12 protein-coding genes are annotated in these 14,507 nt (G+C 73.1%); 4 read left to right on the forward strand and 8 right to left on the reverse strand.

All coding sequences use genetic code 11. The annotated features are described in order from the left end of the window. Positions 1 to 123 precede the first annotated feature (123 nt). On the forward strand, positions 124 to 2,418 hold the full coding sequence (locus tag IG74_RS0102835) for an ATP-binding protein (protein ID WP_030668983.1): 2,295 nt from the start codon (positions 124 to 126) through the stop codon (positions 2,416 to 2,418). Between the two features lie 339 nt (positions 2,419 to 2,757). Here IG74_RS0102835 and IG74_RS0102840 read toward each other — a convergent pair whose 3' ends face one another. The 3 genes from IG74_RS0102840 to IG74_RS0102850 all read right to left on the reverse strand — a co-directional run bounded on the left by IG74_RS0102840 (position 2,758) and on the right by IG74_RS0102850 (position 5,194). Further along, a complete protein-coding gene (locus IG74_RS0102840; protein WP_030668986.1) occupies positions 2,758 to 3,489 on the reverse strand; it encodes an SDR family NAD(P)-dependent oxidoreductase in 732 nt (243 codons plus the stop codon). A 32-nt stretch (positions 3,490 to 3,521) separates the two neighbouring features. Beyond that, entirely contained in the window at positions 3,522 to 4,298 is a 777-nt protein-coding gene (locus IG74_RS0102845) for an oxidoreductase (protein ID WP_030668989.1), read from the reverse strand. Between the two features lie 524 nt (positions 4,299 to 4,822). Then, positions 4,823 to 5,194, reverse strand: coding sequence for a hypothetical protein (locus IG74_RS0102850; protein WP_030668994.1), 372 nt, complete (start codon positions 5,192 to 5,194; stop codon positions 4,823 to 4,825). A 239-nt stretch (positions 5,195 to 5,433) separates the two neighbouring features. Here IG74_RS0102850 and IG74_RS0102855 point away from each other — a divergent pair, with 239 nt between their 5' ends. Continuing rightward, positions 5,434 to 6,087 (forward strand): TetR/AcrR family transcriptional regulator, encoded by a 654-nt coding sequence (locus IG74_RS0102855; protein WP_030668997.1) that lies wholly within the window; start codon positions 5,434 to 5,436, stop codon positions 6,085 to 6,087. 12 nt (positions 6,088 to 6,099) lie between these two features. On the opposite strand, the gene IG74_RS0102860 is transcribed toward IG74_RS0102855, so the two are convergent. Further along, on the reverse strand, positions 6,100 to 6,993 hold the full coding sequence (locus tag IG74_RS0102860) for an aminoglycoside phosphotransferase family protein (protein ID WP_030669000.1): 894 nt from the start codon (positions 6,991 to 6,993) through the stop codon (positions 6,100 to 6,102). A gap of 382 nt (positions 6,994 to 7,375) precedes the next feature. Between IG74_RS0102860 and IG74_RS0102865 the strand changes: the two genes are divergently transcribed. Next, positions 7,376 to 8,860 carry an aminotransferase class I/II-fold pyridoxal phosphate-dependent enzyme gene (locus IG74_RS0102865; RefSeq protein WP_051854478.1) on the forward strand — a complete coding sequence of 495 codons (1,485 nt, stop codon included), beginning with the start codon at positions 7,376 to 7,378 and terminating at the stop codon, positions 8,858 to 8,860. A gap of 34 nt (positions 8,861 to 8,894) precedes the next feature. On the opposite strand, the gene IG74_RS0102870 is transcribed toward IG74_RS0102865, so the two are convergent. Together IG74_RS0102870 and IG74_RS0102875 are read right to left on the reverse strand one after the other, a co-directional pair. Next, positions 8,895 to 9,731 (reverse strand): alpha/beta fold hydrolase, encoded by an 837-nt coding sequence (locus IG74_RS0102870; RefSeq protein ID WP_030669006.1) that lies wholly within the window; start codon positions 9,729 to 9,731, stop codon positions 8,895 to 8,897. Continuing rightward, positions 9,728 to 10,330, reverse strand: coding sequence for a TetR/AcrR family transcriptional regulator (locus tag IG74_RS0102875; RefSeq protein ID WP_030669010.1), 603 nt, complete (start codon positions 10,328 to 10,330; stop codon positions 9,728 to 9,730). The genes IG74_RS0102870 and IG74_RS0102875 overlap by 4 nt, the downstream gene beginning before the upstream one ends. A 354-nt stretch (positions 10,331 to 10,684) precedes the next feature. Between IG74_RS0102875 and IG74_RS0102880 the strand changes: the two genes are divergently transcribed. Next, complete coding sequence (locus IG74_RS0102880) at positions 10,685 to 12,733, forward strand: alkyl/aryl-sulfatase (protein ID WP_063761202.1); 2,049 nt, start codon at positions 10,685 to 10,687, stop codon at positions 12,731 to 12,733. Here IG74_RS0102880 and IG74_RS0102885 read toward each other — a convergent pair. Both IG74_RS0102885 and IG74_RS0102890 read right to left on the reverse strand, forming a co-directional pair. Next, positions 12,691 to 13,518: a hypothetical protein gene (locus IG74_RS0102885; protein ID WP_199818768.1), complete on the reverse strand. Its 828-nt coding sequence runs from the start codon at positions 13,516 to 13,518 to the stop codon at positions 12,691 to 12,693. The genes IG74_RS0102880 and IG74_RS0102885 overlap by 43 nt on opposite strands. A gap of 22 nt (positions 13,519 to 13,540) precedes the next feature. After that, complete coding sequence (locus tag IG74_RS0102890; RefSeq protein WP_030669028.1) at positions 13,541 to 14,371, reverse strand: hypothetical protein; 831 nt, start codon at positions 14,369 to 14,371, stop codon at positions 13,541 to 13,543. Positions 14,372 to 14,507 lie beyond the last annotated feature (136 nt).

Below are 14,507 nucleotides of genomic sequence, written 5' to 3' on the forward strand. Positions count from 1 at the left end.
TCGATCACCACCGACGCGCCGCTATGCCCTGCGGAGCACGACACCCGGATGGGACCGTGGAAGGCGGGTGGAAGGCCGGTCCAGGAGGCCTGTCACCTCCTCGACCGGAAGGTTCGACCACGTATGGGATTCGGCTTCACGCAGCGGCGCGGCGGGCAACTGCCCGTGGAGCGGACGGGTTTCGTCGGGCGGGCGGACGACCTCGCCCTGGTCCAGGAGGCGTTCGCGCGGGCTCCGCTGGTCACCCTCGTGGGGCCCGGCGGCGTCGGCAAGAGCCGCACGGCGCTGCGCGTGGCCGCCGAGGTCAAGGAGGACTTCCCCGACGGGGTGTGGCTCGCGGAGCTGTCGGGCCTGCGCGACCCGGAGCTCGTGCCCGCGACGCTGGCGGCCGTGCTCGACCTGCCCGAGCAGCCGGGGATGGAGCCGCTCGACGCGGTGGTGGCCCATCTGCGGGCGCGCCGCCTGCTGCTCGTCCTGGACACCTGCGAGCACCTCGTGGACGCGTGCGCGCTGCTCTGTGACGTGCTGTTGCGGGAGGCCGCGGGCGTGCACGTCCTCGCCACCAGCCGCCAGCCCCTGGACGTGCCGGGCGAGCGGTGTCTGCCGCTCGCGCCGCTCCCGGCCGAGGACGCCCTGGAGCTGTTCGCGCAGCGCGCGGCCGCCGTCGTACCGGACTTCACCGTCCACGACACCAACCGGGCGCAGGTGGGAGCGCTCGTCGAGCGCCTCGACGGCATTCCCCTCGCTCTCGAACTGGCCGCCGTACGGCTGCGGGCCGTGCCGCTCGCGCAGCTCGTGGCGCGCCTCGACCAGCGGTTCGGGGTGCTCACCGGCGGGCGCCGCACGGAGCTCGCCCGGCACCAGACGCTGCGTACGGCGATCGACTGGTCGTACGAGCTGTGCGCGCCCTCGGAGCGGCTGCTGTGGGCGCGCCTCTCGGTGTTCGCGGGACCCTTCGAGCTGGCGACGGCGGAGCGGGTGTGCGCGGGCGGCGAACTGGCGGCCCTTGACGTCCTGGAGGCGCTGGTCGGGCTCGTCGACAAGTCGGTGGTGCAGCACCTGGGCGGCGGCGCGGGACGGTACCGCCTCCTCGACACGATCCGCGCCTACGGCGGGGAGCGGCTCGCCGACGGCACGAGTCGCCCGGGCGGCGCCGCGAGCGTGCGGGAGCGGCACTTCGCGCACTACCAGGAGTTGGGGCAGCGGCTGTGGGACGAGCTCCTGACCCCGGCGCAGGCCGGTCTCTACCGGGAGGCGCGGGAGGCGGTCGCCGATCTCCGCGCGGCCCTGGGGTACGCGTTCGCCACGCCGGAGCGCGCCCCGCAAGGCCTGTGGCTGGCGGCGCAGTTGGCGCCGTTCTGGCGGGCCGCGGGGACGCTGTCGGAGGGGCGGTACTGGATCGACAAGGGGCTCGATCTGGTGCCGGACGACTGCGGCGAGCGGGCTTGGGGCCTGTTCCTCTCCGGGGTCCTCGCCGTGTGGAGCGGCGATCTCGCGGCGGCGCCCGGCCTCTTCGAGGAGGCGCGCGCTGTGGCGGTGCGCTGCGGCGAGCCGCGCGTGGTGCTGTTCACCGAGCCGTACTTGGGGGCGATGCGCGCGCTGTGCGGCGAGGTCGAGGAGGGCCTGGCCATGCTGGAGCGGGGGCGGCGGCGGATCGTGGCGGCCGGGGACGCGCTCGGCATCGGCGTGGTCCACTACGAGGGCGCGCTCCTGCGGGCCGTGCTCGGCGACGTCGAGGGCGCCCTGGAGCTGTGCGCGGCCGGGCTCGCGCACCTCAAGGGCACCGGGGACCGGCAGCTCTACGCATCGACGCTGATGGTGCAGGGCATCGTCCTGTGGCTGGCCGGGCGGCACGACGAGAGCGCCCCGCCGCTGCGGCAGGCCCTGGACGCCGTGAGCGAGGTCGGGGACGTCCTGGTCGCCGCGCTGTGCTGCCTGGGGCTCGCCGGGCTCGCGGCCGGGCAGGAACGGTACGCCCGCGCCGCCTGGCTGCTGGGGTACGCGGAGAGCGCGCGGCGGCTCACCGGGGATCCGGTGGCCATGCTGCCCTCGCTCCTGGACGAGCAGGAGGCGGTGCAGCGGGCCGTGCGCGGCGCGCTCGGCGAAGCGGCGTTCGCGCGCTGGCACGGTCTCGGGGCGCGGCTGACGGGGACGGACGTCCTGGAGGCGGTGCGGGCCGACCTCGACGCGCCCGCGGCGGCACGGTACGTGCCCGGCGCCCGCCGGGGCCGCGCCGCCGACGTCCTCACCCCGCGCGAGCGCGAGGTCGCCGCGCTCGTCGCGCGGGGCCTGTCCAACCGGGAGATCGCCGAACACCTGGTCATCTCCAAGCGGACCGCCGACACGCACCTCGAACGCATCCTCGCCAAGCTGGACCTCACGTCGCGCGCCGAGGTGCCAGGGGCCCTGGAGGACTGACCCGGCGGGCGCGGACTCCCCCGCAGGAGGCATACGTACGTACGCGACGACATGCCCCTGCGCCCGGCGGCACGACGCGCCCACCGCCCGGACTCCTCGTGTACGTATACGGAACACGCCAGGTCACGGATGCCGGGACGCCCCGCGGCCGGGGAGGGTGGACAGGGCCAGCCGGGAGGGCGGTGCCGGGCGCCGGCGGGGTCGGATGCACGCCTTGCCAGGCACGGGCGCCCCGCACCGCCTCCTTCCGCGGCCACGGACGCGGCGAGCCGTCGGGCCGCCGGGCCATCGAGCCGCCGGGCCGCCTGGCCGCCTGGCCGCCTGGCCATCGAGCCGCCGCTAGAGAACGGCGCCTCCGGCGTCGACGTGGATCGTGGTGCCGGTGATGTAACTGGCCCGTGGAGAGGCCAGGAAGCAGATCGCCTCGGCGATCTCCTGGGCCTCGGCCGTCCGCTGGAGCCCCAGGCTCTCGGCCACGCCGTCGTTGCCCTCCTCGCCCCATGCGGCGAGCACGCCTTCGGTGCGGGTCGGGCCGGGGGCGACGCTGTTGACGCGTACGCCGCCGGCGGCGAACTCCGCCGCCCAGGTGCGGGTCAGCGAGGCCAGCGCGGCTTTGGAGGCGCTGTAGACCGAGGCGCCGGGGAAGGCCTTGTGCGCCGCGAGCGAGGTGACGTTGACGATGCTGCCCTCGCCCTGCTCCAGCATGTGCGGCACGAGCGCGGCGACCAGGAAGTAGGCGCCGCGCACATTGGTGTCGAAGACCCGCTCGTACTCCGCCGCGCTCTGGTCGACGGTGAGCCCGGTGGGGAAGGCGCCCGCGTTGTTGACGAGGATGTCGACCGGACCGCTCCGGCGCCCCAGTCCGGCGACCGAGTCCAGGTCCGCCATGTCGGCGGGGACGAACCAGAGCGCGCCGTCCTCCCGCGCGCCGTGCACGGCGTTCTCGCCGCGCTGGACGTCGCGGCCGGTGACGACCACGTCGGCCCCCGCGCGGGCCAGCAGTCGAGCGGCCGCCAGGCCGATACCGGACGTACCGCCGGTGACCAGTGCGGTCTTTCCCCGCAAATCCATGCCGTGTGACCTTTCGCCGTTTCTCATCATCGCTATCCCCTGGGGAATTCGCCGCCGTCCACGACGAGACTGCTCCCGGTCAGCCAATTGGCCCGGCCGGAAAGGAGGAAGAGCACCGCGTCGGCGATGTCGTCGGGCCGCCCTTCGCGTCCCAGCGGAGGGGTAGTGGTGTCCTGGCCCGGCCCCTCGGTCAGGCGCGCCCACTGTTCCCGCGTCCGCTCGCCGCCGGGGGTGGCGGTCCGGCCGGGCACCACGGTGTTGACGCGGACCCCGAACGGGGCCAGCTCCTGCGCCAGTCCGCGGCTGTAGTTCTCCAGCGCCGCCTTCGCCGTCGTGTAGTGCAGGAACGGCGGCGCCACGGTGGGCACCGCGGCCGACGAGACGTGCACGATCGCCCCTGAACGCCGTTCCCTCATCTCCGGCGCGAGGAGCGCGTCCAGGCGCACGGAGGCCAGGAAGTTCAGGTCCAGCGCGTCCTGCCACTCCTCGTCGGGGATGGCGAGGGCACCCTTGTGCGGTGCGGCCCCGCCCACGTTGTGGACCAGGACGTCCACCCCGCCGAGCACCTCCCGCGCGGCCGCGGCGAGGGCCTCGGCACCGGCCCGCGTCCGCACGTCGGCCGCCACGAAGGCGGCCCCCTCGGGCACCGCGGCCGACGCCGACCTGGCCGTCGTGAGCACCTCCGCGCCCGCGTCCAGGAGTTGACGCACGACGGCCGCCCCGATGCCGCGAGAGCCACCCGTGACCAGGGCTCGCTTTCCCACGAGTTCCCACGTTCCCGTTCCCGATCCGCTTTCCCTTGTGGTCATGCCACTCACCTTCTCTTCGTCCTTGCATGTGAGTTCGCCCGACGGTCAACGACCAAATGAAAAGAGCAACTGAGCACGCAGAGCGTGATTCTTCGAAGAATTCACGGTGAGCGCCTCGTCGAGCTGTTTCACGGTACGTAGGGAGCGGAACGAGGGGCAAAGACGAAATGTCAGCAGGTGCTATAGGGATCTCCTATGGCACCTTCGGAGTGATGCGGCGGAACGCCCCAGCCAGTGCTGTCACATGGGAGCCGATCCGAGCCACTGCGGGAGCGCGGCGGGCGAGCATCCGGCGGGCCCGTACCACGCCTGGGAGTTCGACGGCCCCGGGCGCCGCGTACGGATTCCGGGCGGGGACCGGATCCCGCCGCGCGCCGCCCTCACCCTTCACCGCGGCCGCCATGGCCGACGAGCACGCGTGTCACGTCAACCTGCGCGGCACCGGGCCGAGTCGTACCGACCGGACAGCTCATCGGCCAGGTCGGTGCAGCAGCCGTGCCCGGCTCCGACACTTGACGGCGACTTCACGACAGGCCTCGGGTCCGCGCCCGGCGCAGGGCGACGACGAGAGCGGCGGACGCCGCGACGATCAGGGCGGCGAAGGCGGGGTGCATGTCCTTCGACAGGCTCTCCGCGCCGTCCGGTCGCACCAGCCAGGCGACGAGCGGGACGACGTAGGTGAGGGCGAGCGCGGCGGCGGCCCAGCGCGCCGCCGGTTCGCGGACGCGGCGCACCGCGCCGACCAGGGCGATCGCGACCGGGACGCCCGAGATCAGCGCGAACTGGCCGACGACCATGACGGGAACCGCCCAGGCGGAGACGGTCACCGAGCGGGGGACGCGCCGGGCCGGGCGGGCGTGCGGAGTGGTGCGCCGTGCGTCGACTGTGGTGGTCATGGGATTCCCCTCGTCCGGTGGAGCTCGGCTTGTCCGGTGGAGCGGTGGAGCGATGGAGCGGTGGTGCGCGACCGTGCCGCGCGGCCCGCCCCACCTCGTCGATAGAAGTCAGTACGTTCGTTAGAAGTTGTAACGCAGCGCGAAGCGAGAGGTCAATAGACTGCGTGATAGCTTCTAACTAAACCTCGAAGCTGTAGCCGAGAGGGCACGGGCGGAACACGGACGGAAGGCGGCAGGCCATGGCGGCAACCGGCGCGAAGACCCCTCGGGAGCGCTATCGCGCCCAGGTGCGCGCGGAGGTCAAGGAGCACGCCTGGGAGCAGATCGCCGCGGCGGGGGCCTCCGCCCTCTCTCTCAACGCGATCGCCAAGCAGATGGGCATGAGCGGCCCCGCGCTCTACCGCTACTTCGCCAGCCGCGACGAGCTGATCACGGAGCTCATCCGGGACGCGTACCGAAGCCTCGCCGACGCCGTCCGCGCGGCCGCCGCCGACGGCGCCGACCTCGCGGGACTGGCGCACACCATCCGCGAGTGGGCCCTGGCGGACCCCCAGCGGTACTTCCTCATCTACGGCACGCCCGTCCCCGGCTACCACGCGCCGGAGGACGTCACCGGCATCGCGTCCGAGATCATGGCCGCCCTGCTCGACGCGGGCGCGGCGCTCGCCCCGGACGGCTCCGCGACGCCGTTCCGTACGCATCTGGAGGGCCACCGGGACTGGACCGGGGACCACCCCGCCCCGCCCGCCGTCCTCCACCGGGCGCTGTCCTTCTGGTCCCGGGTGCACGGCGTCCTGTCGCTCGAACTCGCCGGGCACTTCACCGGGATGGGCTTCGACCCGGCCCTGTTCTTCGCGGCCGAACTGGACGACCTGCTGTCGGTCCGGGCTTGACGCGTCCCGGCCTCAGGCGGTGCGCGCCGCGTCCGCGAGGACCTCGCCGATGACGTGGCGCGCCACCGTCGCCATCCGCTGGTTCCTGTCCCGGTAGTAGCTCAGTTCCATCAGCGCGATCGACAGGGCCCAGCCGCGGCCCCGCGCCCAGGCGGCGTCGTCCGGCGGCAGCGCGGCCCGGAAGGTGTCGCGCACGTCGGCGGGCAGCACGTACCACGCCACGATGAGGTCGACGGCGGGATCGCCGAGGCCCAGGCACTCGAAGTCGATGACGGCGCTCAACCGCCCCCCACTGAGCAGCAGGTTCCCCGGTTGCAGGTCCGCGTGGATCCACACCGGCGGGTCGGACCACTCGGGGGCGCGCAGGGCGGCCTGCCACGCTGCGGCCGCCGCGTCCGTGTCGATGACGCCGCGCAGGGCCGCGAGCGCGTCGCGGGTCTCCGCGTCCCTCTCCTTCAGCGGCTCGCCGCGGTACGAGGGCGGCCCGCCCGCCGTGTCGATCCCCTGCAGCGCCGCGACGAACTCCGCGAGGGCGGTGGCGAGCGCGCCGGGTTCGGGGACGCGGCCGACGACCGGGTTCTCCCCCTCGATCCAGCGGTAGACGGCCCAGCGCCAGGGGTACCCCTCGGCCGGTGCCCCCTCCCCCAGCCGCACGGGCACGGGCACCGGGAGCGACGGGGCGAGCCTCGGCAGCCACACGTCCTCCTTGGCCTCCTCGTCGACGGACCCCGGCTGGCGCGGCAGCCGCACCACCATGTCGTCGCCGAGCCGGTACATGACGTTCGACGTACCGGCCGAGTCGACCGCCTCCACGGACAGCCCCGCCCACTGCGGGAACTGCGCGCCGATCAGCCGTCGTACGAGCACCGCGTCGATGCGCGGCTCGTCGGCGTGCAGGGTGCTCATGGATGCCTTCCGGGGCGGTTTCCTCGACGTGCGCGCGGCGTGCGAACGCAGGCCATACGAACGCTCCGGGGCCGCGCGCGTCAACCGGAATTCGGCGACGGGCGCCCGGTCGGCCTCGTTGACGTCCCGCCACCGACCGACGCGGCCCTCACCGCCACCCGGCCCTGCTCACCCGGCACTTCCAGCCGGCCTTGCCCTGAGCCCGGGCACACCCCGCGCAACCCTCCACCGCCGTCGGCTCCTCGCGCGGTCGCCACTCGCCAGGACAAGAAGACCTGTGCCGCCGCGCCACGTGACCGGTTTGCGCCCTTTTCGTCCTCCATGTCCTCCCGAAAGATGGGGGCTTGCCAGGAAAGCGCACCTGTCGAGTGAGGAATCCGCTATGGCCGCGAACGCGAAGGGCACCACGACACCGCAGCAGGGCTCCGAGGGCCGGAGCCCCGAGGAGATCACAGCGTTGCTCGCCGGGGCCGCCGACCCGGAGCAGCGGCTCGCCGTCCACCAGGAGCTGTACCCGGACGTGGTCAACCTCGCCACGGCGGAGAACGTGCTGGTCTACCCATCGCTGCGGGACAACGTCTTCGACGGGCTCGGCGTCCTCGAGCAGAAGGACGTCAAGTACACCCCTTCGTACGGCAGCCCGGAAATCCGCCACAACATCGCGGAACTGCTCCGTCCGATGCTCTCCCCGGACCTGCGGAGCGAGGACGTCTTCGGCACGTCGGGCACGTCGGCCGCCCTGGAGTGCCTGGCGTTCGCGCTCAGGGACGGCGGGATCCTGCGGAGCGGCGACCGGGTGCTGCTGCCCGCCCCCTACTGGCAGGGCTTCAACTGGTGTTTCGAGCAACGGCCCGAACTGGTCACCGTTCCCGTGCACCTCCAGGAGAGGGGCGAGGAGAATTTCGAGCTCACCCTGGCCGATCTGCAACGCGCCTACCGGACCCAGCCGGAGCCGCCGAAGCTGCTCGTCCTCACCAACCCCAACAACCCGCTGGGCGACAACTACAGCAAGGACCTGCTGGAGAGCATCTACCGGTGGGCGCTCACCGAGACCGGCATGCACATCATCTCCGACGAGATCTACGCACACTCCCAGCTCGCGGGGGTCGAGCCGGCGTTCGTCAGCGCCCTGGCGCTGGACACCTACCGGAACGACCCGCAGGCGCGGAACCGGGTCCACGTCGTCTGGGGGTTCGCCAAGGACTTCGGGCTGTCGGGCTTCAAGGCCGGAGTCGTGATCTCCAAGTCGCCGGTGGTCCACCGGACCATGCAGGGCGTCAAGGACAAGCAGACCTCCCTCTCCTGGTTCAGCCCCTTCGACTCGCTCAAGCACTTCGTCATCGGGACGATGCTGGAGACCACCAGCGACGGCAAGAGCTACCCGCTCGAGCTGATGAAGCAGTACCGAAGCTGGCTGACGACCGCGTTCCAGGAGACCCGCCGCGCCCTCGATGACGGCGGCATCCCGTACCGCTACCGCGAAGGGCAGAACGCGGCGCAGTTCCTCTGGCTCGACCTGCGCGCCTATCTGCCGCCCGCGGGCACGGTGATCCCGCCGGAGATCGGGCCGCACTTCCCGCAACTCGACCGCGTACCGCAGCCGTTCGCCGAGAAGAGCGCGGAGGCCGAGAAGACGGGGACGGTCGCCCTGCCGATCCTCTTCCCGAACATCTCCAGCGAGGAGGAGTGGCTGCGCTGGTACGTCGCCACGTACGCCCAGGTGCAGCTGCTCCCCGGGCAACTCCTGTCGTGCGCGGAGCCGGGCTACTTCCGGCTGTGCTACACGGCCGTCGACACCGCCGAAGTCATCGCGTCGGTGGGGAGGATCGCGGACCTCCTGGCTCCGTGGGGGAACGGCGGCCGCTGACGCGCCCGGCGCAGGGGGCGGCCGACGGGACGACTCAGGCGCTGAACGCCTTCCGCAGGAGTTCGCCGAACTCGCGCGGGTGCGTGGTCAGTCCGGTGTGGCCGCCGGGGAAGTGCAGCAGGTCCGTGCCGAGGCGCTCGGCCAGGAGGGCGGCCGGGCGGTAGGCCAGCTCGCCGCGCGAGTCCTGTCCGCCCGCGAGGACGAGGCAGTCCGACACGGCCCGCAGCCGGTCGATGTCCGGGGTGTGGGACATGAAGGGGGGCACGATGCGCGTGACGAAGTACGGCAGGTTGGCCATGGTCCGCTCGGCCCGCGCCGCGGCCTGGGGCGGCAGTCGGGGCGCGGTCCGCGGGGCGGCGGCACCGCCGCCCTCGGTGAGTCCGGCGGCGAACACGGTCATCGCCGCCATCAGCCCCTCGGCGTGGAACGCCTCCTGCACGCGCGCGACGAGCACGCGGTGTTCGGCCGCGTCGGGCAGGACCTCGACGAGCGGCGGCTCGTGCGCCACGAGGCGTTCGACGCGGTCGGGGTGGGTGCTGAGCAGGTGCACGGCGGCGATCGCGCCCGAGCTGGAGCCGAAGACGCGCGCGGGCTCGTCGGGCGAGAGGAGTTCAAGGATCCGGTACGCGTCGTCGGCGTGCTCGGCCACGTGCTGTTCGGCCCCGGGGTCGTCAAGGGTGCTGCGGGAGATGCCGCGCGGGTCGTAGGTGGCGACGGTGTGGTCGGCGGCGAGGTCGTCCGCGAAGCCGTCGAAGGCGGCCGCGCCGCCCGCTCCTCCGGGTATGAGCAGCAGGAGCGGGCCCCGGCCGCGCACTTCGTAGTGCAGGGTGGCGCCGTGCACGCGCAGGCTGCCGGTGGTCGGTCCGGTCATCGGGGGTCTCCTTCTCGGGATTCTCGGGACGGGGGCCAGTGCTCCAGGAGGGTGTGCAGGGCGTCGAGGGCGCGGACCCAGCTCTGCTGCGGCGGGCGGCGGTGCGCGAACCCGCCCGCGGCCTCCAGGGCGACGAAGCCGTGGAAGGTGCTGCGCAGCACGCGGACCGCGTCGGTCAGATCGGGTTCGGCGAGGCCGTAGCCGCGGAGTATGCCGTACGTCAGCTCGACCGCGCGCCGCGGCCCGGGGGCATCGGCGGCGAGTGCGGGGTCGATGGGGATGGGGGTCTGCGTCGCCGTGTAGCGGCCGGGGTGCGCGTGGGCGTAGTCCCGCCAGGCATCGGCGAACGCGACAAGGGCGTCCTTGCCGGAGAGCCCGGCGGTCGCCTCCGCGATGCGGATGGTCTTCTCGTCCGCCGCGAGGAGCGCGATGCGGCCGCGCAGGTCCTCCAGGTTGCGGACGTGCGAGTAGAGGCTCGCGTCCTTCACCCCGAGCCGCCGCGCGACCTGCGACATCGTCACGCGGTCGAGGCCGACCTCGTCCGCGAGCTCCGCACCCGCCCTCGTCACCGACTCCGGTGTCAGCCCGGCCCGCACCATGCGCCCTCCCGCTTTCCTAGGGGCCCTAGTTTTAACCTAGGGCTCCTAGGCGCGCAAGCGAAGGCCCCGTTTTAGGACCACCGCCCGCCGGGCCGCGAGGCCGGGGCGACTCCCGGAAAGCCCGCCTCCGCCCCTCGGGTTGAGCCGATCCCGAAGGGCGGCGACGGGCCGCGCCGGGCCTTGCCGACGGGGCACCTTCCGGCCAGGACCACCCCCGCCCCCTCACTCTCAGCAACCATCCCCTTGCTCACCGTTCAGGGGTCTGACTAGCGTCCTTCGCGTACGGAACGCGCCTCGCGCGCACGCCGCTTACGCGCGACCCGCCCTCACCCCCAACCCCCAGGAGGCAGCCGCATGCCCCAGCCCGTCGAGGTGTCCTCGTCCGTCGCGGAAGCGAACCGCAAGGCGGCGGAGCGCGTCCCGCCCGGCACGGACGAATTCGAGGACGCCACGCGCGGCCACCTGGCGATCCCGCCCCTGCCCGCCGTCCCGTCCCGCGCGCCCGGCGGCGAGCCGGTGTGGGACTTCGCGGGCTACACGTTCCTGCACCGCAGCGACACGCCTCCGCCCTCGGTCGACGCGCGCCTGTGGCGACAGGGCCGACTCGCCGCCATGGCCGGTCTCTTCCTTGTGGCGCGTACGCCCGAGCACACCCTCTACCAGGTGCGCGGCTACGACCTCTCCAACATGACGATCGTCGAGAGCGCCGCGGGGATCCTCGTGCTCGACCCGCTCGCCAGCTACGAGACCGCGCAGCACGCCCTCAAGCTGTACCGCGAGACCACCGGGAGCCGTAAGCCCGTCATCGGCGTCGTCTACACCCACAGCGACGTGGACCACTTCGGCGGCGTCCGCGGCCTCTTCGACGAGCGCGGCGGCGAGGTGCCCGACATCCCCGTCATCGCACCCGAAGGCTTCCTGGACCAGGTGGCCGGGGAGCACGTGGGCGCGGGCCCGGCCCTGGCCCGCCGTGCCGCGCACACGTACGCGCCGCGGCTCGACAAGAACCCGTACGCGCAGGCCGGTTCGGGGCTCGGCCTGACCCTCTCCACCGGCGAGGTGACCCTCGTCCCGCCCACCGTCGGCGTGGGCGACGCCGACAACGGGCCCGTGCCGCGCGAGCGGTGGTCGGGCGAGGACGGCATCCCCTGGCGGCCGGGCCTGTACCGGCAGGTCGTGGGCGGCATCCGGATCGTCGCCCAGCGCGCCCCGCACGCCGCGGCCCCGGCGGCGATGACCCTCTACTTCCCGCAGCTCAGAGCCCTGTTCCTGACGCACGGCGCCGCGCACCCGCTGCGCGGCGGACAGGGGTGCGACGCCCGCGCCTGGTCGCACCACCTCACCGAGGCCGCGCAGAGCTTCGCCCGGCACACCGACGTCGCCCTCGCCGCACACCACTGGCCGGTGTGGGGCCAGGAGCGGATCACCGAGTTCCTGAGCGTCCAGCGAGACGTGTACGCGTATCTGAACGACCAGACGTTGCGGCTGGTCAACCGGGGCGGGAGCGGCCCGGAGATCGCCGAGGAGCTGCGGCTCCCGGCCTGCCTCGCGGACCACTGGTACACGCGCGGCCGCCACGGCTCGGTGAGCCAGGACGTCAGGGCCGTCCACCAGCGCCACCTCGGCTGGTTCGACGGCGACCCGGCCCAGCTGTGGCCGTATCCGCAGGCCGAGGCGGGCCGCCGGTACGTGGACGTGATCGGCGGGCCCGAAGCCGTGGTCACCGCGGCGCGCAAGGCCTACGAGCAGGGCGACCCGCGCTGGGCCGCCGAGCTGCTCAACCACGTCATCTTCGGCTGCCCCGAGCGGAGCGGCCCCGCCAGGCGGCTCCAGACCAAGGCGCTCAGCCAGCTGGGCTACGGCGCGGCGGACGGCGTCCTGCGCAACCTCTGCCTCAGCGGCGCCCGCGAACTCGCCGTCGGCGTCCGGGAGTACGCCCGCCAGGAGACCGGTGACCTGGTCCGAAGCCTCAGCGTCGAGCAGTACTTCGCGGCGGTGGCCCGCCGGGTCGACGGACCGCGGGCCGCCGACGAGCAGCGCTCCCCCGTCGTCCTGCGCTGGCGCGTCACCGGCGACCCCGCGCGGGAGTGCACCACCACGCTGCGCAACGGCGTACTGGTCCACGTCCCGGGCAAGGACCTCCTCGCGGGCACCCCGCAGGCGACGATCACACTCTCCCGCGCCGCCCTGGACAGCTTGTGCCTCGAAGGACCGGACTTCCTGCGGAACTTCACCGCGGCCGTCGAGAGGGGCGAGATCACGCTCGGCTCACCGGATCATCTCCCGTACGCGACAAGGGTGTTCGCGTACGTCACGGCCCCGGGCACCGGGCTCCCGTCGGCGGGACCGGCCGGGCCGCGTCAGGCCCCGGTCCCCCCGAGGGCGGGCAGGAACTGGTCGTAGAAGTCCGTCTTGAGGCGCAGCGAGCGCTCCTCCATCTCCTTGAAGCCGTCGGACGACGGCTCGCGGGCGAGCAGTTCGCTCAGGCGGCGGCCGAGGCGGTCGGCGTGGGTGGTGGAGAGCAGCGAGACCCGGGCGAGCGGGTTGGCCTTCGCGTCGTGCGAGTAGTGCGGGTAGTAGAAGCGTGAGCGGTTCTCGCCGTCGCGGGTCAGCACGGGGCCCATGCGCTCCCACAGCCGTCCGTACTCGACGGACACCAGGATCTCGCCCCAGAAGCGCAGGAGCGTCAGCATCCGCACGTCGGCGTCCGTCTCGGCGCCCGCGTCCGCGATCATTTCGAAGGAGTCGAGGATGACCTTCCGGGTGGTCGCGGAGGGCTTCGACGTGACGATCGTCCGCTGGGGGATGCCCAGTTGGCGCAGGTCCTCCGTCATGTCCTCGCGGTGCGAGCGGGTGTGGCCGTGGCTGTCGGGGTACTCCTCGCGCAGGATGACCCGCGCGATCCGCAGGCCCACCTCGTCGCCGAGGAGGTCGATCGCCAGGTCGTAGCACGGGGTGAAGGCGAGGGACACGAAGCGGCGTTGCAGCAGGACCTCGGCGAAGACGTCGTCCGGCAGCTGCGCGACGTTCGCGAGCACGGGGTGCCTGTCGAAGCGCTCGACCAGGTCGTCCTCGAAGGCGTCGAGGCGGTCGAGCCCGCCCGCGACGCCCGGAGCGCCCAGCACGCCGGGACCGCTCACCGTCCCGTCCCGTCCCTCGCGCCGGTTCGATCCGTTCTGTCGCGCCATGGCTGTGCTCTCTCTTCCCGGGTCACAGGTTGATTCGTCCGATGGATCCGCGCCAGTCGCTCAGATCCACGGCACAGCCGATGCTCCAGAGCGTGTCCACCTCCCGCTGCACCTCCCGGCCCATCACGGTGGCGCACCCCTCGATCTCCATCTGGGTGGAGCGGATCGCGAGCCGTCCGTGCAGGAACGAGCTCACCAAGTAGTGCTCGTCGGCCTTGTAGACGGCGACCGACGGCAGCGAGTTGTACACCCGCACTTCGAGGCGGGCGCGGTCCTCGTCCCCCGCGTCGTTGACCAGCGAGGCGAGCGTGGACAGGCACTGCTCGATGTTGGCCCGTACGTCACCGTCGCGGGCGGGGTCGCGCACGGTGCGCAGGGCCTCGCTGCGCAGGCCCGCCACCGGCGACGACGGGTGCAGGAGCAGGACGCGCACCCGCACCTGCCGCTCCATGACGGCCTTGCGCAGCGCGCGGTCGAACTCGTCGAGGTTCGGTATCCACGTCTGCAGGACGGTCACCTCGCGGGTCGCGCCGTCCACGAGCGTGGCGAACCTGTCGTCGGGGAACCGCTCGTGCACCCGGACCACGCCGGCGTAGTGCCGCTGCCTCAACTCCTGGGCGAGGGCGTCGATGTCGAGCTTCGACAGCTGCGCGTGCACGTCGTCGAGCACCTTGAGCCGGTCGAACTCCAGGAGCAGGAAGAGCGTGACGGTACTGAGGATGAGCAGGGTGACCTTGGGCAGGGTGCTTCCCGGCGCCAACTCGTCCAGCCAGCCGAGGAGATCGGCGAGCACGACGACGATGCCCGCCCCGGCCATCACGGCCAACGCGATCCGCTCGGCCCGATACCGCATTCCGCCCCGCATCCCCCGCCCCCGCCTGCCGCCCGGCGCCGTTCGCGACGATGCTAGCCGGGGGCCGGGCACGGCGGGGGCGTTCGCGCGGAGATCGAAGTCCCGGGGGTCACCGTCGTCCCAGGGCCGTCGAAGT

The sequence above is a fragment of the Streptomyces sp. NRRL B-1347 genome, assembly GCF_000720325.1.
Taxonomy (GTDB): Bacteria; Actinomycetota; Actinomycetes; order Streptomycetales; family Streptomycetaceae; genus Streptomyces.